Source organism: Teredinibacter franksiae, from assembly GCF_014218805.1.
In the GTDB taxonomy this organism is placed as follows: domain Bacteria; phylum Pseudomonadota; class Gammaproteobacteria; order Pseudomonadales; family Cellvibrionaceae; genus Teredinibacter; species Teredinibacter franksiae.
The window spans coordinates 2,921,185-2,945,490 of sequence record NZ_JACJUV010000001.1; the positions used below are offsets into that span (position 1 = coordinate 2,921,185).

At 45.8% G+C, this 24,306-nt stretch carries 18 protein-coding genes and 1 tRNA gene; 12 read left to right on the forward strand and 7 right to left on the reverse strand.

What is annotated here, in order from left to right; all coding sequences use genetic code 11:
• The first annotated feature begins 131 nt into the window (after positions 1-131).
• The 9 genes from H5336_RS12300 to H5336_RS12335 all read left to right on the forward strand — a co-directional run bounded on the left by H5336_RS12300 (position 132) and on the right by H5336_RS12335 (position 11,203).
• Entirely contained in the window at positions 132-1,256 is a 1,125-nt protein-coding gene (locus H5336_RS12300; protein ID WP_185234564.1) for a PrpF domain-containing protein, read from the forward strand.
• Positions 1,257-1,337: 81 nt separating this feature from the next.
• Positions 1,338-1,637 carry an acyl carrier protein gene (locus tag H5336_RS12305; protein WP_313557068.1) on the forward strand — a complete coding sequence of 100 codons (300 nt, stop codon included), beginning with the start codon at positions 1,338-1,340 and terminating at the stop codon, positions 1,635-1,637.
• Between the two features lie 21 nt (positions 1,638-1,658).
• Positions 1,659-2,831, forward strand: coding sequence for an acyl-CoA dehydrogenase family protein (locus H5336_RS12310; RefSeq protein WP_185234566.1), 1,173 nt, complete (start codon positions 1,659-1,661; stop codon positions 2,829-2,831).
• A gap of 3 nt (positions 2,832-2,834) precedes the next feature.
• On the forward strand, positions 2,835-3,767 hold the full coding sequence (locus H5336_RS12315) for an amino acid--[acyl-carrier-protein] ligase (protein ID WP_185234568.1): 933 nt from the start codon (positions 2,835-2,837) through the stop codon (positions 3,765-3,767).
• Positions 3,764-4,741 carry a DUF1839 family protein gene (locus H5336_RS12320; RefSeq protein ID WP_185234570.1) on the forward strand — a complete coding sequence of 326 codons (978 nt, stop codon included), beginning with the start codon at positions 3,764-3,766 and terminating at the stop codon, positions 4,739-4,741. The genes H5336_RS12315 and H5336_RS12320 overlap by 4 nt, the downstream gene beginning before the upstream one ends.
• Before the next feature lie 26 nt (positions 4,742-4,767).
• Positions 4,768-7,275 (forward strand): glycosyl hydrolase 2 galactose-binding domain-containing protein, encoded by a 2,508-nt coding sequence (locus tag H5336_RS12325; RefSeq protein WP_185234572.1) that lies wholly within the window; start codon positions 4,768-4,770, stop codon positions 7,273-7,275.
• A gap of 25 nt (positions 7,276-7,300) precedes the next feature.
• Positions 7,301-9,235 (forward strand): alpha/beta fold hydrolase, encoded by a 1,935-nt coding sequence (locus H5336_RS12330; protein ID WP_185234575.1) that lies wholly within the window; start codon positions 7,301-7,303, stop codon positions 9,233-9,235.
• 178 nt (positions 9,236-9,413) lie between these two features.
• Entirely contained in the window at positions 9,414-9,539 is a 126-nt protein-coding gene (locus H5336_RS23425; protein WP_281385563.1) for a hypothetical protein, read from the forward strand.
• The gene (locus H5336_RS12335) at positions 9,539-11,203 is read left to right on the forward strand and encodes an HAD-IIIC family phosphatase (RefSeq protein WP_185234577.1); all 1,665 of its coding nucleotides are present in this window, start codon (positions 9,539-9,541) and stop codon (positions 11,201-11,203) included. Before H5336_RS23425 ends, H5336_RS12335 begins: the two co-directional genes overlap by 1 nt.
• Before the next feature lie 6 nt (positions 11,204-11,209).
• On the opposite strand, the gene H5336_RS12340 is transcribed toward H5336_RS12335, so the two are convergent.
• Positions 11,210-12,286: an acyltransferase family protein gene (locus H5336_RS12340; RefSeq protein ID WP_185234579.1), complete on the reverse strand. Its 1,077-nt coding sequence runs from the start codon at positions 12,284-12,286 to the stop codon at positions 11,210-11,212.
• 70 nt (positions 12,287-12,356) lie between these two features.
• Positions 12,357-13,328: a sulfotransferase family protein gene (locus tag H5336_RS12345; protein WP_185234581.1), complete on the reverse strand. Its 972-nt coding sequence runs from the start codon at positions 13,326-13,328 to the stop codon at positions 12,357-12,359.
• Between the two features lie 93 nt (positions 13,329-13,421).
• On the opposite strand from H5336_RS12345, the gene H5336_RS12350 reads away from it, so the two are divergent.
• Positions 13,422-15,149, forward strand: coding sequence for an alpha/beta fold hydrolase (locus H5336_RS12350; RefSeq protein WP_185234583.1), 1,728 nt, complete (start codon positions 13,422-13,424; stop codon positions 15,147-15,149).
• Between the two features lie 2 nt (positions 15,150-15,151).
• Here H5336_RS12350 and H5336_RS12355 read toward each other — a convergent pair whose 3' ends face one another.
• From H5336_RS12355 to H5336_RS12370, 4 genes are all read right to left on the reverse strand, one after another.
• Positions 15,152-15,937: a class I SAM-dependent methyltransferase gene (locus tag H5336_RS12355; RefSeq protein WP_185234585.1), complete on the reverse strand. Its 786-nt coding sequence runs from the start codon at positions 15,935-15,937 to the stop codon at positions 15,152-15,154.
• A gap of 16 nt (positions 15,938-15,953) precedes the next feature.
• The gene (locus H5336_RS12360) at positions 15,954-17,153 is read right to left on the reverse strand and encodes a GNAT family N-acetyltransferase (RefSeq protein WP_185234587.1); all 1,200 of its coding nucleotides are present in this window, start codon (positions 17,151-17,153) and stop codon (positions 15,954-15,956) included.
• Positions 17,101-19,740: a tetratricopeptide repeat protein gene (locus H5336_RS12365; RefSeq protein WP_185234589.1), complete on the reverse strand. Its 2,640-nt coding sequence runs from the start codon at positions 19,738-19,740 to the stop codon at positions 17,101-17,103. Before H5336_RS12365 ends, H5336_RS12360 begins: the two co-directional genes overlap by 53 nt.
• 262 nt (positions 19,741-20,002) lie before the next feature.
• Positions 20,003-20,079, reverse strand: a tRNA-Arg gene (locus tag H5336_RS12370).
• Positions 20,080-20,336: 257 nt separating this feature from the next.
• Here H5336_RS12370 and H5336_RS12375 point away from each other — a divergent pair.
• Positions 20,337-20,750: a c-type cytochrome gene (locus H5336_RS12375; protein ID WP_376766533.1), complete on the forward strand. Its 414-nt coding sequence runs from the start codon at positions 20,337-20,339 to the stop codon at positions 20,748-20,750.
• A 64-nt stretch (positions 20,751-20,814) separates the two neighbouring features.
• Here the strand turns inward: H5336_RS12375 and rep are convergent, their stop codons facing one another.
• Complete coding sequence (rep, locus tag H5336_RS12380) at positions 20,815-22,833, reverse strand: DNA helicase Rep (RefSeq protein ID WP_185234593.1); 2,019 nt, start codon at positions 22,831-22,833, stop codon at positions 20,815-20,817.
• A gap of 908 nt (positions 22,834-23,741) precedes the next feature.
• On the opposite strand from rep, the gene H5336_RS12385 reads away from it, so the two are divergent.
• Positions 23,742-24,272: a hypothetical protein gene (locus tag H5336_RS12385; RefSeq protein ID WP_185234595.1), complete on the forward strand. Its 531-nt coding sequence runs from the start codon at positions 23,742-23,744 to the stop codon at positions 24,270-24,272.
• Positions 24,273-24,306: the final 34 nt, after the last annotated feature.

Genomic DNA, 24,306 nt, shown 5'->3' on the forward strand with positions numbered 1-24,306 from the left:
TAGCGAAACAGCAGAGTCGATTTTAACCGGCAACGAGAACGGTTACGTTTATTCGTAGTGGGTCAAAGATGCGCTTTCGGCGTTGGAATTGATCTAGTCGTGTCAGAGTTACAGAGTTGCAAGGAGCGGTAATGAATGTTGTAGAAATACCCGCCATGATTATTCGTGGAGGAACAACAAAAGGTATTTATATTCGTACCAAGGACTTACCTAGCGATGAATTACAGCGCGATGCTGCCATATTGTCGTTATTCGGCAGTCCAGATACTCGGCAAGTGAACGGACTGGGCGGGGGGGATCCACTTACCAGTAAAGTGGCCTTGATAGAGATTTCAGATAACCCCGAGGCGGATATCGATTACCGTTCGGGCGAAGTGGGTATCGACGAAGCTAAAATTAACTACAGTACTATGTGTGGCAACCTCGCTTCCGGGGCCGCGCTCTATGCTATTTCTTCGGGAATAGTACCCCTCTCCTCCCCGGTGACAGAAGTGCGTATCCGTAACCTGAATACGGGAAAATTTCTAAAAGCGTCGGTGCCGGTAGAAGGCAGCAGCGTAGTGCTTCAGTCTTGCCATGATATTGATGGTGTGCAGGGCTATGGCTCGAAAATCGAAATGTCGTTCGTTGCGCCGGCGGGTTCAATAACCGGTGCTTTGCTTCCAAGCGGTAACGTAAAGGATTATCTGCAGATCAATGACCAGAGCTATGAGTGCTCTATTGTTGACTGCGGTACGCTCTACGCGTTTTTTCGCTATAGTCTATTTAGGCTACGTGGTGATGAGTCTCCGCAGGACCTTGACCGTAACAGCCAGTTCAAGGGCACGATTGAGGCCCTACGTGAAGCTGTAGCCGCCAGAGTGACTGAGCAACTAGGTAGGGCCATGTTACCCCGGCAAATAAAGATGTGTGTTCTGGCAGAGCCTCTAGCCCTTGCGGAGCAGAACGGTGGGGTAAGAATTGAGGCAAAGGTCGTCAATCGCTACAAAACCCATAAAGCTTTTCCCGTGACCGGGGCGATATGCGTGAGTGCTGCTGTCAGTATTCCAGGTACTCTTTTACACTTAGATGGGTGTGGCAGCGGCAGTGAGCAGCGCGTTCACATTCATCATCCTTCGGGTAGTATGTGGGTATCAGCGCAAGTAGCTGTTGATGGTCAGGATGTTGAAATTCTTAACACCTCGGTATTGAGAAGTGCGCGTGTTTTACAGAAAGGCACGGGATACGCGGTTTTGCCGTCAAAGGGGAAGTCATAAGGGGTGCCATGCCGGGAAAAGGTGGGTAGATTTGTGGCATATAAATAATTATTTCGGTAGGCTGTGCGCCAGTCTTAAGCCGTGGCAGATTTGTTGCTGACACTGTGTAAAAATATCCACCTACCATCATGGGCTTGCCGTATGTATCAGCAAAAAATCAGGGAGATTCTGGCCAAACACGGTAAAATTTCCGTTGATGTAGAGTCATTATCGGATACCAGCGATCTCTATGAGGCTGGGCTCACATCCCTGACTACCGTCAATGTTATGTTGGCGATTGAAGAAGAATTCGATATTGAGTTTGCAGACAGCATGCTCAATCGCCAGACGTTTCAGAGCATTGATGCTCTGGTTGAAGCGCTGGAAGAGTTAGTCCAATAGTTCACTATAGAGGCGACTTTTTTGGAATCTAGCCAAACACGCGATTTCACCTATTTATTCGAGCTGATAGATCAATTGGGGCGGGAGTGCGCCAGTACGCATGCCGATGACGTTGATACGCAAGCTCGCTTTCCCCACGAAACATTTACTGCACTCAAGCAGCACCGGATGCTCAGTTGCTATGTGCCGCGTGAATTGGGTGGCGATGGTCTTACCGTTACCGAGGTTGCGCTTCTATGTGAACGATTGGGTCGGTACTGTGCTTCCACAGCCATGGTCTATGCCATGCACCAAATACAGGTGGCCTGCTTGGTTCATCATGGTCTGGGCAGTGATTATTTTAGGGGCTACCTCCAGCGGCTTGTTTCGGAACAGTTACTTATGGCTTCTGCGACGACGGAGTTAGGCGTGGGTGGCGATTTGCGTTCGAGTTTATGTGCGTTACAGCGAAGCGGGGACAGCTTTACCATCAAGAAAGAGGCTCCTGTTATATCTTATGCGTTGGACGCCGATGCCATACTGGTAACCTGTCGCGCGAACCCCGAGGCGCCAGCGAGCGATCAGTTACATCTGTTGCTGGAAAAAGACGCTTGTGAACTCAAGGAGATCTGTGGCTGGGACACTATGGGCTTTAGAGGAACCTGCAGTTCGGGGTTTTCTTTAAGTGGTAGTGGTGCAATGGAGCAAGTGCTGCCAGTGCCCTTTGCTACAATACTGGCTGAAACCATGCACCCTGTTGCGCATTTAACTTGGGGCGCACTATGGACAGGTATGGCAGAGGATGCCGTACATAAGGCTCGCTCTTCGGTGCAGGCTGCTGCACGTAAAAACCCTGATTTACCTCCCGTAGCACCGCTGCGTTTAGCCGAACTTAATGAACAGTTTTTTAGTATGCGAGCAGGCGTTCTGGAAATGCTCAATGCTTACCAAGCATTGGTTAACCAGAATAATACGGCTGGCTGCAGTAATTTTGTTTTTGCTACGCGCATGAACAACGTGAAATTACGCTGTTCTGAAATGGTGGTCGATATTGTTGGCAAGGCGTTGATGATTGTCGGTATTTCCGGGTATCGAAACGATTCCAGCAACAGTCTCTGTCGTCATATACGCGACGCTTACGGCGCGGCGTTGATGGTTAACAACGACCGTATCCGTGGCCACAATGCCACCATGCAGCTTGGCATGCGAGGCTAGCCCATGTGCCTTTCCGATAGCGACTTACTTTTGGCTTACGATACGTTTCGTTCTGAGTTAATTGCGGGGGGGCTATTGATTCCATTGGGTGTGGCCGGTGTTTATGGTCGTAGCGGAGTGTTTGAAGGCATAGTGGATAAACTAGAGTCGTTTATTTCCCGTGAAGGCGCTTTCCAAAATCCCGAAGTAATGCGGTTCCCGCCTATCCTAAGTCGTGAAACCTATATTGCCACAGACCATATTGAAAACATGCCCGACCTTATGGGCTCGGTGCATTCATTTGATGGCGGTGATCGTGATCAGCGAAAACTGATTGAGCGAGTGCACGCGGGAGAGCAAGACTGGGCTTCTGATTTGCGTGCAACCGAAGTGATGTTGGCACCAGCCGCCTGCTACCCCCTATACCCAACCGCTACCGGTGTTTTACCCGAACAGGGCCGGGTTGTAGACCTTGAGACCTGCGTTTTCCGTCATGAGCCCTCCCCAGACCCAGCACGTATGCAGAGTTTTCGTCAGCGAGAGTTCGTTCGTTTGGGTACCGCCGAGCAAGCTTTAGAGCATCGTAATAGCTGGCTGAAGCGAGCTGAAACTATGCTGCTTTCGTTGGGTTTAGATGTACAGGTCGCCAGTGCCAACGATCCGTTTTTTGGTCGTTCCGGTAAATTCTTGAAAGCTTCACAGTTGGAGTTGGAGCTTAAATTTGAAATTCTTGCGCCTATCTGTTCCAGCGAGAAACTCACCGCCATTAGTTCGTGCAACTACCATCTAGACCATTTCGGGCAATCGTTTGACATAAAAACGGCTGGCGGGCAGGCCGCCCATACGGCCTGTATTGGTTTTGGCATGGAGCGTATTACGCTGGCGCTATTAAAAGCGCACGGGTTAAATCCTCAAAAATGGCCGGTTGAAACTAAAACAATATTACGTATTGAATGAAAAGCCTATTACCTCTCAACCCGCACGCTTACCAACAACACGCAATACACGGCGATGACAGAATTTGGGCTGAAACCAACTGTTATGTGGATGTACTAATTGAACTGATTCACGCGTTTGGTTACAACCCTGTTGCTGGTCTTGCGTTTACGCTTTCTATTGATTTTGAAAGTGATCAGTGGACATTCTTTAAATACCCCCCCATAGATTTACTCGAACTCTACGGTATGGACGTACAGGAATTAAACCCCTGGCGAAGCTTGGCAATACATGTTCAAACGCAGGTGGAGGCTGGCCGCCCTGTACTTGTCGAGTTAGATTCATATTATTTACCCGATACGGCGGGCACGGCCTATAAAACGGACCACGTAAAATCGACAGTTGCCGTAAATGAAATAGACATAGAAAAAAAGCATATGGGCTATTTTCATGGGCAGGGCTATTATCACGTGGGCGGGGAGGATTTTGAACAGCTATTTCAGCTAAACGGCCTTGTTCATGAGCGAATGCTTCCGCCTTACATTGAGCTGATTAAGCTGCGTGAGCAACCTAATAAAATAAATGGTCAGATATTATTACGGCGCTCAATTATATCGCTTCAGCGCCAGCTCAGAATCATGCCGGAACAAAATCCATTTGATAAATTCAGTGAGCAATTTATAGTGGATGTAAATTGGTTGCGTCAAGAGTCTATCGATAGTTTCCATAAATATGCCTTTGCAACACTCCGGCAGTTTGGTGCTTGCTTTGAACTTTCGGCAACATATCTGCAGTGGCTGACCGATTCTGGCGAGACGGATTTGGAGGTGGCAAGGGCCGGTTATCTTGCCATTTCGAACGATGTCAAAACCTACCAATTTAAACTCGCACGCAGCATTGCCAGAAACAAAATTATAGCGTTAGATGAATTACACAGTATGGCGAAGCATTGGCAGCAATGCCGTGATATTTTAACGACCAAATACTTAAAATAGCGGGTGGCGCGCTCTTTGGAAAAACTATGCAGTTAACCCACTGGAAAATAGGCAGAAGCGCAGCAGACGAGTTCGCATCGCCAGAACAAGTGCCACACCACGCGTATCAATGGCAATCGATGGCTGCGACTACGGTGGCAGATGTTATGCAGGCGTACCAGCTTCCCTGCGAAAAGCTTGATGAATACGATTGGTGGTTTAGTTGTTCTTTTTCGGCCAGCGAAAAAAAGCTTGCTGAATCGCTTGCGCAAATAACCTGTGATGGCTTGGCAACTTTGGCCGAGGTATGGTTAAACGGCACTTGCTTGGGTGAATCTAACAATTTATTTTTACCTTATTGTGCGCAGGTAAACGGTTTGTTGCGCCGAGATAATCAGTTGGTTGTTGTGTTTCGCTCCCTTGCACATGCGCTTGGGAAAAAGCATGTGCGTCCTGCCTGGAAAACGCGTTTAGTTGACCAACAGAATCTACGGTGGTATCGAACCAGTCTTATTGGCTATATTCCTGCCTGGATGCCCGATAAAAAACCTGTAGGTTTTATTGGCGATGTTCGCATTTTTAGCTGGGAGGATATGGCTACCGAGACGTTTTCTGTTCGCCCCGACGTAAAAGACGACGTGTGCTACGTTGACGTGCAGGCTGAATTTGACACTGAGGCGGTGTACATTTCTCGAGCGCAGATTGTCTTCGACATTAACGGCATCCACTACCCGATAGCCTGTCAGCATATCTCATCCGAAGGTGTTATTTGTGTACCAAAACAGCGTATTGAGCTTGGGAGCCTGCCGCTATGGTGGCCTCATACCCACGGTGAACCGAAAACCCACAGGTACAAAATAATACTGAAAACCTACGACGGTGGAAAAGCGTCTACGACGGTTCTCAAGCAGGGCGCTCTGGCGTTTCGTTGTGTAAGCCTGGAAAGGCCAGACAATAACGTTGTGTTAAAGATCAATAGCAAAGCGGTATTTTCACGTGGTGCTTGTTGGATAACGCCGGATATTATCCGACTAAAAACCACCACTGAGCAGTTGCAAAAGCTTTTGCTGTTGGCGCGTGATGCCGGTATTAACATGTTGCGCATTCCTGGCACTATGTTCTACGAACAATCAGAATTTTATGCGCTCTGTGATCAAATCGGAATTTTGGTTTGGCAAGATTGCATGTTTGCTAATATGGATTACCCGGTAGGTGATGAAGGGTTTATCGCTAATGTTGGTAAAGAAGTTGAGTATCAATTTAAGCGACTTCAGCAATATGCTTGTGTCGTTGTATTTTGTGGCGGTAGCGAGGTATATCAGCAGGCCGCACTATTGGGTATTGAGCCGCAATATTGGAACAAGACGTTGTTTGAGCAGTTATTGCCGACTAAGTTACACGAGGCGTACGGTGAATTTCCTTATTTTCCCTCTACGCCCTGTGAGGGAGACTTACCAATACACCTAGAAGATGGCATATGCCATTACTGGGGCGTTGGCGCCTACCGTGGAGACCTTACAGACCCACAGAAATTCGATATAAAGTTTTCATCAGAATGTCTTGGCTTTTCCAATATTCCCAGTGAGGAAACGCTTAAAAAAGTTTTTGGTCTGGCGGCGCCCGCTGTTCATACGCCGCTCTGGAAACACGGAGTACCGCGGGACTCTGCCGCTGGTTGGGATTTTGAAGATATTAGAGATCATTATCTTAAGGCGCTTTTCGCTATTGAGGCGCGAGAACTTCGATACGAGGATAATGACCGTTACCATCGCTTATCCCGTTTGGTGTCTGGTGAAGCGATGCGCGCAGTATTTCGATATTGGCGATCGTCGCGCAGTAATTGTTTTGGTGGGGTAATCTGGTTTTATCGTGACTTGGTCGAGGGCGCCGGGTGGGGCCTGATCGACAGCTACGACACGCCTAAGTCTTGTTACCATCTTCTCGGTCATGTATTGCAATCACAACAAGTGCTTATACTCGATGAGGCATTTAACGGGCACCGTATAGAGCTGATCAATGAGCGTAACACGCAACTTAATGCGGTGTTGCATATTGGCCTTGTCGGTTTCGATGGCCAGCTAATTGATGAGATTGTTAAAAGTATACAGCTAGAAGAGTCCAGCAGTACCCGCTTCTCACTCGATGAAGAGATTGGCCGTTTTACTGACACAACACATGCCTATAAATTTGGAGCACAGCGAGTGTATGCACTGGTGGCAGAACTCCGGTCTTCGACTGATGTGTTAATTAGTCAGGATGTCGTATTTCCAAATAGGAAGTGTATCGAAATGCAGCCCGGAAATTTAGAGTGTACGCTTGCTGAAAAAATTACTTCGAATCATTTCGCTTTGATACTTCAATCCAATACGTTTTTGGAATACGTTACTTTAGCGAGTAAAAAATACCGCTTTAACAAAAATATTTTATGTCTGTTGCCGGGTAAGAAATACAAAGTTTTTGCGACTAGCGATGAGAACTCTATGGCAATAGCAGAGAAAGTGCGCGTTTTGGCCTCTGCAATCAATACAAAAAAAGACTTTCGTTTTGTTTTATAAACATGTATTAGGCAATTGGTAGTGTATGACAGTGGTTATTGATCAATATGAACATCGTGATGCTTATGCTGGCCATAGTGTTAATAAGAATGTGATAACGAAAAACCTGCACTGGCTTAAGGCCAGAAAATCTGCATGTTACGCAGTTACTTACTTGTCCAAAAATAATGAGCAGAATTCTCACGAAAGCCCAACCGAAAGCCCAATCGAAAATGAAGTAGGTGAAATTGGGTCAGAAGAAGTCGGATCAGAAGAAATAACGCGCGGTTTTATTGTGCTTCCTACATTAGGTCATGAATATAATCACAGCCATCGTGCAATTACCTATATGTGTGAACAAATTACGTTGCAGGGGGGGGCGGCATGCCTGCGGTTGGATTTGTCTGGCACTGGGGATTCCCCTGGTGATGAGATATCTGAATTTTGTATTGAAGAATGGTCGGAGTGTATTGAGTCAGCGATTTCCGAGCTTAAAATTAAGCATGGTACCCGCCATATTACGATTATAGGGTACCGCTTTGGGGGGTTGATGGCTGCGTATTTCGCTAAGAAAATACGAGATATCCAGTGTGTGTTAATTTGGAACCCTTATACGAACGGCGCGGCATTTTTTCGAGATATGGAAATTATTGGGCGTAATCAGCCCGGCTGGTTGGACGCGCCTGACAATGTATTTGATGCCGGGGGGTGTATTTTTAGTCGCGCAGCACAAAAACGGCTCTCAGGCATTGCGCTAGAGCTGGATAATGCCTCCCATGTACAAGAGCTTCACATTCTTCAGCCTGAAGAACGGCCCTTGTCTAAACGCCTGTTTACAAAGCTTTCAGGTGTTATTGGAAAAGCCTATCAAACGTTATACCTTGGAAATAACGAATTTCAAAAGGCAGCGCTTGTTAATACTGTTCCGCTAGATGCTATCGAAAAGATATTGCGGTCGCTGGCAACGTGTGTAAAAAATGAGAGTACGCCACTCATCGAAAATGACTATAGCGTAAACATCAATACACCTACCGATTCAACATTAGAGTTGAAAACAGGCTCACGAATAGATTCACAAATAGAGTCGAATAATGTCGTTGAAAGAATAGTGGTAATTCCCGAGACTGGTGCTGTTGGAGTTTTAACCGAGCCAGACGGCGCAAAGCCTACTTGCCTATTGATTCTACTTAACGGTGGCGCATCACACCACGTTGGGCCTTCTCGGCTGTATGTGAATTTAGCTCGTTTTTTAGTGAGTAAAGGGTACGCGGTGCTACGCGCCGATTTGCCTGCCTTGGGAGATGGCGCTTGTGCAACGCAAAAGATTGAACAGAGGTTGCATCCTTTTCCACAGGGCTGTTTAGACGATATTAAATCGGTTATTGATGTGGCGAACAAAAATCATCGGTATCAGCAAGTATCCCTCGGGGGGCTTTGCTCTGCCGGACTAAATGGCTTTCAGTATCAATTAGCGCAGCACGATAAGCGAATAAATATGGTGTTGGCGATAAACCCTACACAGCTATATTGGCGAGAGGGTCAATCATACTTACCCTACATAAATCAGAAAAAAACAGTGAAGCGTCAAGTCAAGACAATGCTTAAAGCGCTGTTCAGCTGGAGATTGGCTGGCTCGCTAAAACGTTATTTGATTACGGTTTTTCATGAGCTATGGCTGTGCGTTACTAGCATTTTATGTAAGGCTTTTAATTTTTTGACGCTTTACGGAAAGCGAGGTAACACCTTCACGCAAGACCTAACTGTATTGCAATCTCTTGGTACCCGTATCGCTTTTCTCATTTCCAAAAATGAATCGGGTTTATCGTACATTAAACGCCTTTTGGGTGTGAGATACAGATATTTCTTAAGTAGAGGCTATTGTGAAATGACAGTATTACCTGATGCCGATCACGCATTTGTTCTACGCCAGCAGCAGATACATTTATATGCCGGCGTAGAACAAAAACTGAAAATTGAGTGAAGTATTCTGGTTTAAGTAACATTTCCACATACAAAAATTAATACACAAGTTATGGTTGGGTCTTGATAAAATGATTGACAGTGGCATTCTAGATGAAATATTTCTTAGTGTTTTCAATTGGGAAACCTTACCTTCTAAAACATCTATCAACAAAAACGCAATAGAGATGTGGGACTCTATGATCCAGTTAAACTTGGTTTCGGCAATTGAAAGTGAGTTTGATATTGTAATTGCACTTGATGAGGCGCTGGCGATCACGTCGTATAGTGTGGCTGAATCAGTTATTGAAAAGCATATAAGTTAATGAAGTTTTTGGAAGCAAAGAAAGCTATTCGAAATCTTCAGGCCGGTGTTGATTGCAGTGTTCATTTGTTTTCTTCTGCCCAGTTAGAAAATCTATCGCCCTTTTTTGAGGCCTATTGCGCGCACCATAATTTGCGATCAACGATAGCGCACACGCCCTTTGATACCCTTTCTCAGTCACTGCTTGAGCCTCCGATTGTTCGGCCTGAGTTAGGGCCTATTTCTGTGAGTGTTTTGGTTCTATTTCCATGGGATTTTTGCCCTCAATTGAATTGGCGAGGGCCTGTGAGCACAGATCCACTGTGCTTTAATAGGTTAAATGCGCAGGTCGATGACTTTGTGGAGTTGCTTCGGGTGCGCGCGATTCCGGGGGTGTTTGTGAATGCGGATGTTCCTCGGGTTTTAGCGAGTGATGATGAGCAGCATCGGTTGGAGCGCTACATCCGTGTGGCGGCCATGACCTGCAATTTCGCTTTCTTAGAAAATCAGTACTTTTCGTTAGAGAGTTTTGCTCGGCTTGGCAGACCGTTTTCGAATAGTGTTGCTGTAGCCATAGCAGAAATACTATCGATTAAGGTTTATTCGCAAATAGAAGAAAATTTTGAACCAAAAAAAGTGTTAATTACTGACCTAGATAATACCGTGTGGAGTGGTGTTGTAGGTGAAGATGGTGTGGATGGTGTTTTTTGCTCTCCGGAGGGAAGGGGTATTGCTCACTATTGGTATCAGCTGGCGCTTAAACAATTGCATTCCCGTGGCGTGTTGCTCGTGGCTGTTTCGAGAAATGATATCGATCTTGCTAGGGCACCTTTTGAGCAAGCTAAATTTCCGCTATCGCTGGATAGTTTTCATTCAATTAGGGCAGGGTATGGGAAAAAGTCTAATCAGATAAAACTGCTTAGCAATGAATTAAGTTTGCCAGTAAAAAGCTTTGTTTTTGTGGATGATAATCCGGTTGAAATTGCGGAAGTGAAAAGTGAAGTGCCCGAAATTATGTGCCTTACGTTTCCTGATAATATCGAGGAGTTTCCCGCTTGGTTAAATAGGATGTTAGCCTTTTTCCGGTCAGACGAAATTACAATTGAGGATCTTCAGCGCGACAAGCTGTACAAAATACGTGCATTGGCCAATGTGGAAAAAGCTGAATCGAAAAGTCTTGAAAGTTATTTGTCGTCTTTGAATATGACACTGCATATAAACGTTAAGGTTTTAGAAAATAGATCGCGAGCAATACAGCTAATAAATAAAACTAATCAATTTAATTTGAACGGCATTCGATTTTCTGATTGTGAAGTTGACAATGTTATTGCGTGCGGTGGAAGCCTAGTAAGTGTGCGTCTGGTTGACAAATTTGGTGATCATGGCGACATTATGGCTTGTCTTATAGATGTTCAGGGTAATGTAATTAGCTGGGTAATGTCGTGTAGAGTATTGCAGCGTGATATAGAAAATACTTTTTTACGATGGCTTCTTTACGAATCCAATATATCCGTTCAATCTTTGAACTACCAGGAAACTCTGCGAAACTCACCTGTATTTAATTTTTTAAGCGGACTTTTGGCGATTACCGACTTTGATGCTGACAGCAAAAAAGTTGATGTATCAGTAATTAAAAAAAGCTTGTGTGTAGACAGCGGCTATCATCAGGTTCGGTTGGTAAAGTAAAGATGTTCAATGAAATTTGTCTTTCAGTCGCAGTATGGGTTTTTCCAATAGGTAGTAGCTTAAGGTAGTCGCGACTAATGCCATTGCGGTTCCCCATACTAATATCTGGCCAACTGAGCATTCGAAGTGTCGCATCACTCTAAAGATTGGATAGTGCCAAAGATAGAATCCGTAAGAAACTGTCCCAAGCCAGATAACGGGTTTTAGGCGCAAGAAAAGTTTTAGCGGGGTTCTGCCTGGTAATAGTACGTCAAGTATGAATATACAGGTTATTATTTCAACCAGTGTAAATACGTATAAATACAGCTGCTTGCTTTCATAGGGTATTTTGTAGGTGAATATCCCCAGTAGTATAATACCAAGACTGGCAGCAACGGTGATGGCGGGACGTAACACGTAGAGCATCGTGCGAAAATGAGGGTAGTAAACCCCCATACCTAAAGTGGCGCCAAGCAGTAGTGAGTCTGCTCGAGTATCCAACCCGTTGTAGACACGCATCCAGTGAGCGTCCTGTAAAGTAAGGTAAGCCCGCCAGGCACATGCTGTCAACGCCAGGCCAAAGCATAGCGCCAGTAGTTTTTCAGCGGGTAAGCGCAGCTTTGAGCAGGCCAGAATTATGAGTGGCCATGCGATATAAAACTGCTCTTCTATAGCGAGGGACCAAGTATGCCCTATCCAGTCTGGCTGCCACATGCCAAATGCTCTCGTCCAGTTGGCTATATAAAAAAAAGCGTATATTGATCCTTCAATATTTTTTACGAATTGAGCGCGCTCTAAAAATAGCACGCTCAGCAGTACAAAAACGAACAGCATTAGGCTCAGTGCGGGCGCTAGTCGAAGCGCTCTGCGAATGTAAAACTTTTTGTAGTTAATGCGTCCGTTTGTTTGTATTTCCTTAAACAACAGTGCGGTGATAAGGAATCCGCTTAAAACAAAAAATAAGTCAACACCCAAATACCCGCCAATGAGCCATCCGTCTTTTGGGGCGGCATGAAAAATCGTCACGAGCAGGATTGCATAACCTCGCAACGCATCAAATTCAGGGGAATAACCAAGAGAAAATTGTTCTCTTTCTATCTGCATGATAAGAGCTCTGTGTAAATGCTATTGCGGATATAAGCCGTGATATGAAAGGCAAAAAATAGGTTTTGCCTTATGAGGAGAGCCGGAGAATAGTCTTTATTTTCTTGGCGAAACCGCTACGCAAGTATCGATAGGCGTGTTTAAGGGAGAGTGAGAATGGTTTTTTTACATTAGTAATAGCGTTTTCGGTGTAACCCAATTCGTGTAGTAAATCGCCAGCCACCCAATTGAATTCCGCTAGCTGGTGCATTGAAAGTTCAGTTTTCCATGAGCCAGATACACCCTTTCTAAAAAAATTGGTAGGTTCGGGGCGCTCCTCTGTGCCAGATGCGACACGTTCACCGGGGTTAATAAACGTTTTTTTGTCGTACTTGTTTGATTTCAATTTATCGAAAGTATGTGCATCATAGATAGCTCTAATTTCTTCTTCCGTTATCGGTATCGATAGAAAAGAGAATATTTCTTCTAGCTTACTGTAGCCATTTTCAAGCAGATCCTCATACTTGACCTCGAGGTAACTTGACGAGGATATACATGCCGCTCTGCTAGTATTTACCGCTGTTTTCCACTCTAAGGCGGCGTCTTCTATGCCCCGATGGGACCAATATTTACCCCAATCTTTCCGTGCAGCAAGAATGGAGCTGGCCACATCTCGACCGTCGCGTATAACGTGAATGATTTTCGCTTTTGGAAAGCAGGCCTGTATGACCGGTAGGTGCAGGCTGTTATTGGGAGACTTTTCAAGAAATAGCTTTGCGCTGGCTTTCTGTGCGAGTATAGGTGCATATACTCCCTCGGCAAATTGGCGAAGTAGTTGGTAGAATTCTGCTGTGTCTATGTAGGAGGAGATTCCGTGGAAGCGAAGTTCAGATGTTTCTGGATAGCGTAGCTCGGCTTCCCATTGACGGACTAGTTTGCTCAAATAGTTGTTGAATAATTGACTTTCCTGAGCTGTGGCTAATGCGGGATGGCTGCCGAGCATTAATTGAAGCCAAGTTGTACCACTTCGGCCGGAACCGGCAATAAAGGCAATATTATCCATTAAAAACATCCGCGTTGATATTTCGCAATTTACCAGATCCGTTCCCAAATGCTATAGTTTTTTAGTTTGACGCCTAAATAACAAAGATTCTATATGCCATTCACTCGCAACGCTGGTTATCTGCCGCTTCCTTCCGCTAGTACTTTCCTCTGGCACTATAGCCCTGTGGAGCGAGCCTCAACCGATCTGGTGATTCTTTGTCCTCCTATCGGTCAGGCTTATATGTCTACACATCGTACATTGCGACATCTTGCCGAAGCGATTGCCGAAACGGGCGTTCATTGCATACGCATTGATTACCCAGGTCAGGGGGATTCAGCAGATCCAGCGGAGGGGCTGACGGCTGATTCTTGTATTCTTAGTTTAGTGCAATTGTGTGATTACCTTCGCGCGCAGCGCGCGTTTACCAATATCAGCTTGGTTGGTTTTGGGCTCGGGGCGTCATTTGCCTATAAGGCCGCTTCCAAAACCGATGTAACAGCACTAGTGCTATGGGACCCTTGTATCAGTGGGCGTCGGTACTTGCGCGAAGTAAAGTTGCTGTCGGAGATTTTGCCGCAGCAAGAAAAAGCTGAGATATCCGAAATCGAGGTGTCAGGATTACAGGTTAATTCGGCATTTAGTTCTAGCTTAGAGCGCTTATCGATCGTTGATGATAGTAAAAGCAACGCTGAAAGTGTGCTCTACTTGTACCAACAAGAAAAAACCAAGCACACCTTATTTGCTAAGCAACTAAGTGAAAACGTCAAGCGGGTAAGCATTTCCGAATACGAAGGCTACGCCGATATGGTCGCCTACCCGACGGAGACAGTTGTTCCGTATTCGGCTATTAACGAGATAGTGGCGTTTGTACAAGTATCTCGCCTCCAACCAGACCACGAAGAGGAATCGCCTACTGACCCTTTGGCGTTAAAGGCTTCTCATTTGCTCGGTAGCATCGAAGAGCAAGCTATTAGCTTTGGTAGTGGTGGATCGCTATTTGGCGTTTTGTGCAAAAGTAAAAAAGCCGACGGCCCTCAAGATAGCGTGGTTGTGTTTCTTAACTGCGGTGCCGAGCACCATGTAGGACCGCATCGGCTTTATACGCAATTTGCTCGCCGTATAGCAGAGAAGGGCGTGCCGAGTTTTCGTTTTGATATTGAAGGCATTGGCGACAGCCCTGCGGTGAGCGGGAATGATGACAATAATGCCTATTCTCCTGTTGCCATACGCGATATTGTTCAGGCGATTGAGATACTGGAACAAATAGGGTTTAAGCGCTTTCAGTTGGCGGGTATTTGTGCAGGTGCTTACCATGCCTTTAAGGCCGCAGCTGAGCTTCCTCCAACGTTGTGCATACCGCACGCCATCCTCATTAATCCGCTTGTTTATGATTGGGATTATAGTAACGCCGGGGGAGTTAATCGTGTAGGTTTGTATGGAGATATAGCTAGATATCGTGGGGCACTGCTGAGCCGAGAGGTTTGGAAACGCATGTTTACTGCCAAAATAAATGTCCTCAGAGTTTTCCGCAATCTAATAAGTTACACCGCGAGTATGGCTATCACACGCATTCAGTCATTCATGGGAATCGAGAATATTGTAGCCAAACGCTTAGATAATGTTGTTGGTAGGCCGTGTAAATTACACTTACTTCTAGCAGAAAATGAACCTGGGCTTGCGTTATTACTTGACGATGCGGCAAATAGCGTAAAAAGATATAAGCGGGCGGGGAGCCTTGAGCTTAAGTCCATTGATGGCGCCGACCACGGCCTATCAAAAAAATATATGCAGGAGAAATTATATAAATATCTCGAAGATATATTTATGGGTGCCAAGTAAGGCTAGGGTGTGAGTGTATCGGTGGTACGTTGATAAAGGTGTACGAATCGGTCGGTATTTCGCTTAACGGCTTTATTCCAAATGTCGAGGGCGTAATTGTCGTTTGGGTTTCGCAGGATATCTGTTGTTTTAATCAGCTTAAACCCCTGCTTTTCGAAATCTTTTTTGGTGAATTCTTCATCTATTCGGTGCTGCTTTCCTGCAGCCGAAATACCTGAGCCGATGACCGCGGCGTGATCGGTGAGTAGTAGGCGGCCTTCGGGCTTTAGTGCTAATCGTAATTGCTGAAAAAAATGTTCGGTATTGGCTTCGAAATGCGGACGTTTAGGCCGTTTGACGTAGATATCATGGTAGCTAAGTGCAAGCACAATTGCGTCAATTTCTGTGGGAAGCTGCAGATCGTTCCAAGGTACATCCAAACGCGTTACATTCTTCAAACGGTTATTATCGAGGCGGTCGGTAAGGTCTTTGCCTGCGATATGTGTAAAAAGCGGAGGGTTAACAATATAAACGTGCCCCTTCTTACCTACTAGCTCGCTCAGTATCTCGGTATACCAGCCACCGCCGCCGAGAAGGTCTACAACTTTGTCGCCGGGTTTGATTCCTGAAAAAGCGAGAATTTCGGCAGGTTTGCGTTCTGCATCGCGTTTTCTGTCTGCATATGGGCGATTATTATTGAAATAAACCGCTTTTTCATAGACGTTAGCGTCTTCAAGTTTTACCGGTGGGCCTTCGATACAGCCGGCCAAAAAACTTGCGAATAAACTTAAGTATATTGGTAGCTTCATGGCGGGCCTCATATGTTTAGGCAAAGCGGGCTTTTAGATTATCGACATATGTTTTAATTCGGTAAAGCAATCTAAATAATGGGCTGTAGATATACTGCACCGATTCGAAACGTTGGCCGGGATTTGCAATACGTGCTTTATAGTTACTGATTTTTCCCGTGCCAGCTAATAAGTCGTATTCATCAAATTCGCTAGCCTCGCAATTTTTTTCTATTGCATAACCAAGAGTTAACATTCCGATAGATAATTTTTGCGCAGATTTATCTGAGAACCCGAGTTGGAAGTTATAAGTACGGCGATTACAGGCGATATCAAAAGTACAGCCAATGATTTCGCCTTCGAGGCTGACGATGATACCGTTTGCCGCTATGTTTTCAGCTTGATGTATATACCGAATAAATTCTTTGTGCTGATGGTATTGTGCGTTTTTCCCCCAGCGATCTGTATGGAATTCTGTAAGGAGGGGGAATATTCTTTCGTAATTTTCTGCTGAAACTTGCTCTATGGATAGTGAACCTAGTTTTTCCAAGTTCTTTCTTCGATTAAACAGTTGCAGTCTGGAGTTCTTCCCCAAGGCTTTCACATAAGAATCAAATTCATCTTGTGTATTGGATTGGTATGTTGTGCTTTCCAATTGAACCCGTCTACAGCCGTTTCTCTTTTGCCACTCCTGATCGAATAGTATAAATGTAGTTGAGCCCACAACTAGGTCAGAGAAAAAAAGCTCATCGAAGGTGAATTTTTCAAAAATGTAGTCGATAATTTTTTGTGCGGTGGCTTGCTCTTGATCTGGATCCAGAAGAAATTGTAAGTACTCACTCCTGAAGCCGCTAAACCCCTCTTTTCGATGGCCAATAAACTGAATACGGCTCAAGCTGGGAGAGAGGGGAAAAGGCCTTACCTTACATGAATACAATGGTGCTAGGCCTAGAAGAATATCCTCTTCATAGACAGCAAGTAACAGTAGCTCTTCCTCGGGTTTACGGTAGGTTGACCACCACCCATGCATCCAGTGCCATGATAGGAAAAGCTTGTCGGCTGTGGATCGGTCCAGTAGCGAAGACCACTCTTCTTGCATATCGGCGAAATCCGACTCAGAAAGCCGTTTTACGGTTAGATTTTTATTCATAGTATTGCAGGTAATAAATGGGTGAATGCTACTTTTAGTTAAACCGAAGTTGCGCTTGTTCGAGGTGCTGCTGAATTTCTTTTTCATTCGGCGCAAGTTCCACCGCGCGCTCGAGTAATTCAACGGCTTCAGCGCTGTCCATCTTCATTTTGATATAACCTGCAGTGTCGAGCACTGCCGCATTTTCTGGTGAAAGCTTAACCGCCCGCGTTGCTAGCTGGTCGGCTTCGAACAGTTTATTGTCCTCTTGGTATAACCAGGCTAGGTTGTTAAGCGCGGCGATACTGGTTGGGTTTAATTTCAGGGCGCTTTCGTACAAATCAATAGCCCTATTTTCGCCGGCTTGTTGAGCATTCATCGCTTGCACCAGCAATGGTTGATAATTGCCCGGGTCTACCTTGGTCCATTGCGCCACAAAATCTTCAGGAAGTTGTTGTTTGAGAGATAGGCTGACTTTGTAGATAGCGTTGCCAATACTGGGTGTCGCGTTTGTCTTCCAGTAAGCCATAAGTGTGGTAAAAGCGTCGTCTCTTTTATCTTGTTTTATTAGTATGTCGGCGTTAAACAGCGTTGCTGTAACGTCGTGGCCTTTTTGAACTAAATCAGAGTGAATTTTCTTCGCGCTATTAAAATCTTCTTGGAGTAGATATAAATTGCCTAACAATATAGCGACTTCCGGTGAATCGGGGAATTTTTTGTAGCCATTCTCCAGTGTTTTAACGGCCGTGGAAATTTTGTTTTGCTTGATGTACGTTTTGGCTTCGGCATCGATCAAGCGAATTTCAAAGTGTCTTACTTGCCCAGCGGTACTTGCCGTAGAGGCTTTGATACGCTCGACGATATTGGTGGCGGTATCGATTTCACCCACACTCATGGCGTTTACAGCCAACAAGGATAAGTGCGATAAACTAGCTTGTTCTTCAGCTGGAATAGCCGTGAAGGTGTTAACGATGGTGGTCCAGTCGGTACTATTTTTTATCTGAGCAGCTAATAGGTTTTGTGCGAGCTTGGGGGCAGAGGGGTTTAATCTGAGTGCTTTTTCAAAGGCAGGTATTGCTTTAGCCCAATTCTGCTGCACCATTTCGTTGGTGCCGGTAAAGGTCCATGCATATGCGCTATTGTTATTAAGTGCTAAGGCTTTTTGCAGATCTTTGGAGGCGTTGCCAGTGTTACCCTCTTTGATATTGACCGCAGCCGTCATTAGCCACCCGGCTTCATTTTGGGGTTGGGTTTGCTTTAAGTTTGCGGCGTAGGCCAATGCCTCGGAGTTTAACTTCAGGTGACGATACGCACCAAAAAGTGCGAGCTGATCTGGAGTGGAAGAAAATGTTTCAGAGGCTTTTTTGAGAGTTTGCTTGGCTTTTTCTGGTTTTCCCTGCTGACGGTAGTGTGCGGCGAGTAGGGAGTAAGCACGTAGTTCATTGGTGCCTAGGGAGATGGCTTTTTCAAGTGCCTGTGCACCTTTGTCTTTGTATTGTTCCTCCGTTATAGCGGTTAAGCCAAAGAGGGTTTGCAAATGCAGGTTTTCCGGGTTTGTGCTGGCGGCTTTTTCCAGAATTTTTAGTGCTTCGCCTTTTCTGTCGAGCCTAAGTTCGGCAATTGCCGCCGCCGCACTCAATTTGGGCGAGGCCGTTTCAGGATCTACGCTATCTTGAAATAATTTAGAGGCTTTGTCGGCGTCGCCTTGCTCCAAGCTGATGACGCCAAGTAGCGCCTCGGCCGATTCCATGTTGGGGAAGTCTTGATGGAGCTTCTCCAGCAGAGTTGCACCTTTGTCAATATCGCCACTTTCAATAGCGGTGATGGCTTCCTGTAGCTGTGCCTGTACATCAGATGCGTCAGGGTTGGCGTCTTTTAAGACTTTTTCAAAGGGCACGGCATCGGCATAGCGGCCCATCTGTGTAAGTGTTTTAGATAGAAGATTCAAAATACCCGAGCGCAGAGGTGTCAGCACATCAGGCGTAGTTGATTGATGGAGGGCCTTCATTAGCAGTTGTTCTGCTTCCGGGTAATTTTTTTGTAGAAAGCGTGATCGTGCTGCGGTGTAGAGTGCCTCGGGGTTTTCTGGGTTTTGCTCTACTAGCTCGAGTAGATTATTTTCGTTTTCTTCAGGTGTGCCAAGTTTATAGGCGGTGATGAAGTGAGCCAGCTGAATGTCTAAATCGTTTGGGTACTGGTTTTTGATGGATTGTAAAAGGGCATATCCTTCGTCGGCATTTCCCGTGCCGAGTAAAATTTTTGCTTTTAGTAATTGATATTCGCCTGCCTCTACTGAAGACGCGTCAATGGCGTCAAAGCTCTGTTTGGCTGAAAAATATTTTGTGAGTGAAATATAGGTTTGCGTTAACCGGTAATTGAGTGCTGGATAAGCTACTACTTGTTCTTCCAGCAGCGTTTGAGCACTCTTATATTGGCCGAGCTCGAGGTATACATCGGCGAGTGCGCCAATCGACTCGGCGCTGGGGGATTTTTTAACCGCGTTGCGAATTTCTAGGATCGCGGGTCTGTATTGGCCCTGCTTTATATACCGTTCGCTGTTGTTTAGATGAGCGTCTGCAGAACGGGTATCTTTACCTTGATTGGAATCTTCAGAGCAGCCCACTAGAAGTATTAGTGCGGCAGAAAGGAGAAAAGTTTTCAGATTAAATACAGGAATGCTGGGCTTGGTATACATGGTCACGATCACTGTGTTAAGTATTATGTCGGCCGCTAGTCTATCGATAGCATGTTGCTGATTCAATGCAGAATTGGGTTGAGGGTGGATTTCGTATACGGAGGGATATGGTTATTTGGCGCGTGCTACACCTTAGGGTATGTTTGCCGCCTAGAAGTGTCGAAATTCATTGCACAAACCGTGTTCCCAGTTTGGTCTGTCGTGCGCTGTTAGCAGGCGCCATATAAAAAAGCCCTCACCTTTCGGCGAGGGCTTTTTTATATGGCGCACCCGGAGAGATTCGAACTCCCGACCAAGTGGTTCGAAGCCACCTACTCTATCCAGCTGAGCTACGGGTGCGTAAACTGCTGCAAATATTGTTCAACTACTGACCAAGTGGTTCGAAGCCACCTACTCATGTCAGCCGTTTCCTGATGGGGTGTCAGCCGCGAAGTTCTGCGCGATCGACCTAGAAATCAGGCTGGGCATAATACGCTTCGCTGATGTTAACGTCTAGAGCGCGCGACAATTTGCCTCTGCCTATTTTCCGGGATAGCCGTTATAATCCTCGCCACTAAACGTATGGGTTCCTCAGGCATTTTAGCAATTTTGACAGGATGAATAATATGAAAAAGTTGAGTTTGGCAATTCTAGGCCTAATGCTGGCCAGTGTTGTCGCTATCGCGGCGGATTCCACCATTGAAGAGCGCATTAAGCCAGTCGGCAGTACATGTATGGCGGGTGAGGATTGCGCAGCAGCGGCGGTTGCTGTGGCCGCAGATACTGGCTCGGCCCGTTCCGGCGAAGATGTGTATAAAAAGTGTACTGTATGTCATGCCACGGGTGCTGCTGGTGCGCCTAAGCTAGGCGATAAAGCCGCGTGGGCACCGCGTATAGGTAAGGGCATAGATGTACTCTACAGCAGTTCCATCAAAGGCTTTAACGGCATGCCGGCCAAGGGTTTGTGCTTTGATTGTTCTGATGACGAGTTGAAGGCAGCGGTTGATTACATGGTGAATCAGTCTAAGTAATCGCGCCCCAGCTGAAAACAAAACCGCGCCTCGTTGCGCGGTTTTTTTTGTGTTTTATTTTGGTTTAGTCGAACATGCCCTTAATTGATGACAGGGTTTCTCGGCCTTTCTTTTTGGTTTGCTCCCGGCTTGCCGGGGTAAAGCCCTCTCGCTCCAAGTCTTCTTCTGGTAGCTCCTCCAGAAATCGACTGGGTTGTGTTTCGGATTTTTCCCCAAATTGCTTACGGGTTGCTGCTAGGGTCATGGTGAAGGTTTTTTTCGCACGGGTAATACCGACATAGGTCAGGCGGCGTTCTTCTTCTATATTGTTTTCCTCAATGCTGTTGCGGTGGGGCAGCAGCTCTTCTTCCATGCCTACTAGGTACACGTGCGGAAACTCGAGTCCCTTAGAGGCATGTAAAGTCATAAGTTGAACGCGGTCGGTTTCATCATCTTCCTCCTGGCGGTCGAGAAGGTCTTGCAGTACGAGCCGCGCAACGGCTTGATTCACGCGCTCTTCGCCAGATAAATTCTCTTCCTGATCACGCTCCAAGGATGAGCGAATGGAGTCGACCAAGGTCCATACATTATCCATGCGCTTTTCGGCCACGTTTGGGGTGCTGGCATTCTGATATAGCCATCCTTCGTAGTCGACGTCCTCCACCATTTCACGTATGGCGGCAACGGGGTCGTTGTTGTGGCAGTTGTCACGCACGCGGTTGAGCCAGCCGTAAAACTCTCGCAGCCTCTCTAGGCCTTTTTTAGGGATAACGGTTTGTAATCCTACCTCCTCGCAGGCTTCAAGCAGGCTTACTTCACGCTCGGTGGCATAGCGCCCTAAGGCCTCGAGAGTACCGGTGCCTATCTGTCGGCGGGGGGTGTTGATTATCCGTAGAAAGGCATTGTCGTCACTGGGGTTAACCAGCAGGCGGAGATAGCCCATTACGTCCTTAATCTCGGCGCGTGCGAAAAAGCTGGTGCCACCGCTGATATTGTAAGGAATCTGATGGTGCTGCAGTTTTAGCTCCAGTAGGCGTGACTGGTGGTTGCCTCGGTAGAGGACGGCGAAATCTTTAAACTGACACTGGCGGCGTAAGCGCTGGCTGAGAATTTCGGTGGCAACGCGTTCGGCTTCGGTCTCTTCTGTCGAGCAGCGTAGTAGACGCAGAGGCTCGCCCATACCGAGGTCGCTCCAGAGAGTCTTGTCGAATTCGTGGGGGTTGTGGCTGATCAGCTTGTTAGCCACTTTCAGAATGCGCGCAGTGGAACGGTAATTCTGCTCCAGCATGATTACCTGCAGGCTGGGGAAATCCTGTTTTAACTGACTGAGGTTTTCCGGCCTTGCACCCCGCCAGGCGTAGATTGATTGGTCATCATCACCTACTACTGTGAGTGCACCGCGCTGACCTATAAGCTGCTTTACAATTTGATATTGGCTGGAGTTGGTATCTTGATATTCATCGACCAGCAAATAACGGATACGTTGCTGCCAGCGCGTGAGCACCTCTTGGTTGCTGGCAAACAGCTGTGAGGGCAGGCGAATAAGGTCATCAAAATCGACGGCGTTATAGGCACGAAGCGCCTTATTGTATCGCTCATAAACTAATGCCCAGGTCTGCTCGCCTGCGTTTTCGGCCATTTCGAGGGCTTGCTGAGGTTCAATTAGCCCGCTTTTCCAGTTAGAAACCTGGTGTTGTACTGATTGTATGAGGTCGGCGTCTAGGTCACCGTCCTTCAGCATAATTTCTTTCAGTAGAGCGCCAGCATCTTCAGCATCGAATATGGTAAAGCCCGATTTATAGCCAACGTGCTTTAGCTCTTTACGGATGATGTTCAACCCCAGGTTGTGAAAGGTAGACACTGTTAATCCACGCGCAGCACTGCCTTTAACCAGTTTGCCAACGCGCTCTTTCATCTCGCGGGCGGCCTTATTGGTAAAGGTTAGAGCAGCAATGTGGCGGGCCGGCAGATCGCACTGCTCAATAAGGTAGGCAATCTTGCGGGTAATAACGCTGGTTTTACCGCTACCAGCCCCTGCGAGTACTAGGCAAGGGCCATCGATATAGTGCACGGCTTGTTTTTGACGGGGGTTAAGTTGGTTCACGCGAGCTGGGATTCCGACAGTACCACTAGGGGGCGGGATTCTAGCAGGTTTGTTGGTTGTGCCCTACCGGCGGCTAGCTGCCTAGCAGTATCATGTTGGAGATCCTAATTATTACGGGTGTTCTATATATTGTGAAAAAACGATGTTTACTTCAGCTATAGAAGAACGGTGTGTGTTGATTAGGCCCGCACGTGTCCATGGGGTTGTCGTAGCCTAAATTGGTTCTATAGCTTGGTACGTATTAAAATATTTTAGAGATTACAGCGTTATTACGGCGTACGTCCAAATGCCATTATTATTCAGTGGTTTTTCGCACATTCATTGTTTTAGCTCGTTGATATTTAGACGTTTTATGAATCGTTTAGCTAGAGCCGCAGTGATTTTGGGCCTATTGATATGCACAGCTATACGATATGGACAAAAAATTTACTTGGCTATAAGTAGAGTCATCAAAATGTGTACGACGCCAATAAGAAGGTGGATAGTTTCGAATGATTTTGTGATTGAGTTCGATCGCAGCTAGAGTGATTAACTTAAAATCTATCTGCAAAATAAATAATCTTTAGACTAATGAAAATGGTTTTTTGTTGACATTAAGGTGAATTTTACGCCAAACAAATCAATTATAAGGTACATATTTCTACATAAGAAAGCTTGCATGAAAGTCTCTCGGATATTTCATACGTGGAAATACTTTACATTCATCCCGCTCAAGTAGATTATACAAATTCTGGTGGGGTGATTAGTTTGATTTAGTGTGTCGCTATTATTTACATGCTAAGCCAATCTGATTCTTTTACATTAAATTATCTTATTTAAATCAATTGCATATGAACTCTGGGATAAATTTTGCAAGCGTAGAGAGTTCTATGTTGTGCTGTGCTTAGAGATCCACAAAGGAATGTGAAATGAAAAATTATTTGGCCGCGCTGTTATTGTCTTTTACGCCTATCTATTCAAACGCATTAGTAATAGAAACGTCAGTAGGGGCTTTTGATATTACTACCGTAACGGGTTCATTCTCGAGCCATAAAGATCTTTTGCAATCTCAAAAGTGGTGGGATAACGAAATTTTAGCAAGTGAGTTTTTATCATTAAGTGCAGGCTTCGATAAAATTGGCTACATAAATACTGGAGGTAACGAATCTCCTTTCTTTGCATATTCTGGATTGACCAGCAGTGTTTTAGCACAATTTGAAGCTACTGGCTGCTTTGGCTATGACACAGTTGATCTCTGCAGATCAACGAAAGAAGTAGACTATTTTGAATCTAGTATTTCTTCCTTTATATATCATTGGGTCGTAGCAAAGCCAATCGAAGTATCCGAATCAGCAACTTTTTTTCTTTATCTTGTTGTAATCGGCGGCGTTCTTTATAGGAGGGTTTATTCTGCAGGCTCAAAATTGTATTTGAGTTTTTATATTAAGCCCAGGGATTAGAATAGGGCGTCACGTTAAGGCGTGTGTAATCGAT

What these genes read in the sequence shown, in the direction of transcription:
- H5336_RS12300 (WP_185234564.1), top strand. Translation starts at nt 132, where the DNA reads ATGAATGTTGTAGAAATACCCGCCATGATTATTCGTGGAGGAACAACA.
- H5336_RS12315 (WP_185234568.1), top strand. Translation starts at nt 2,835, where the DNA reads ATGTGCCTTTCCGATAGCGACTTACTTTTGGCTTACGATACGTTTCGT.
- H5336_RS12320 (WP_185234570.1), top strand. Translation starts at nt 3,764, where the DNA reads ATGAAAAGCCTATTACCTCTCAACCCGCACGCTTACCAACAACACGCA.
- H5336_RS12325 (WP_185234572.1), top strand. Translation starts at nt 4,768, where the DNA reads ATGCAGTTAACCCACTGGAAAATAGGCAGAAGCGCAGCAGACGAGTTC.
- H5336_RS12330 (WP_185234575.1), top strand. Translation starts at nt 7,301, where the DNA reads ATGACAGTGGTTATTGATCAATATGAACATCGTGATGCTTATGCTGGC.
- H5336_RS23425 (WP_281385563.1), top strand. Translation starts at nt 9,414, where the DNA reads ATGATCCAGTTAAACTTGGTTTCGGCAATTGAAAGTGAGTTTGATATT.
- H5336_RS12335 (WP_185234577.1), top strand. Translation starts at nt 9,539, where the DNA reads ATGAAGTTTTTGGAAGCAAAGAAAGCTATTCGAAATCTTCAGGCCGGT.
- H5336_RS12340 (WP_185234579.1), bottom strand. Translation starts at nt 12,286, where the DNA reads ATGCAGATAGAAAGAGAACAATTTTCTCTTGGTTATTCCCCTGAATTT.
- H5336_RS12345 (WP_185234581.1), bottom strand. Translation starts at nt 13,328, where the DNA reads ATGGATAATATTGCCTTTATTGCCGGTTCCGGCCGAAGTGGTACAACT.
- H5336_RS12350 (WP_185234583.1), top strand. Translation starts at nt 13,422, where the DNA reads ATGCCATTCACTCGCAACGCTGGTTATCTGCCGCTTCCTTCCGCTAGT.
- H5336_RS12355 (WP_185234585.1), bottom strand. Translation starts at nt 15,937, where the DNA reads ATGAAGCTACCAATATACTTAAGTTTATTCGCAAGTTTTTTGGCCGGC.
- H5336_RS12360 (WP_185234587.1), bottom strand. Translation starts at nt 17,153, where the DNA reads ATGAAAAAGAAATTCAGCAGCACCTCGAACAAGCGCAACTTCGGTTTA.
- H5336_RS12365 (WP_185234589.1), bottom strand. Translation starts at nt 19,740, where the DNA reads ATGTATACCAAGCCCAGCATTCCTGTATTTAATCTGAAAACTTTTCTC.
- H5336_RS12375 (WP_376766533.1), top strand. Translation starts at nt 20,337, where the DNA reads ATGAATAATATGAAAAAGTTGAGTTTGGCAATTCTAGGCCTAATGCTG.
- H5336_RS12385 (WP_185234595.1), top strand. Translation starts at nt 23,742, where the DNA reads ATGAAAAATTATTTGGCCGCGCTGTTATTGTCTTTTACGCCTATCTAT.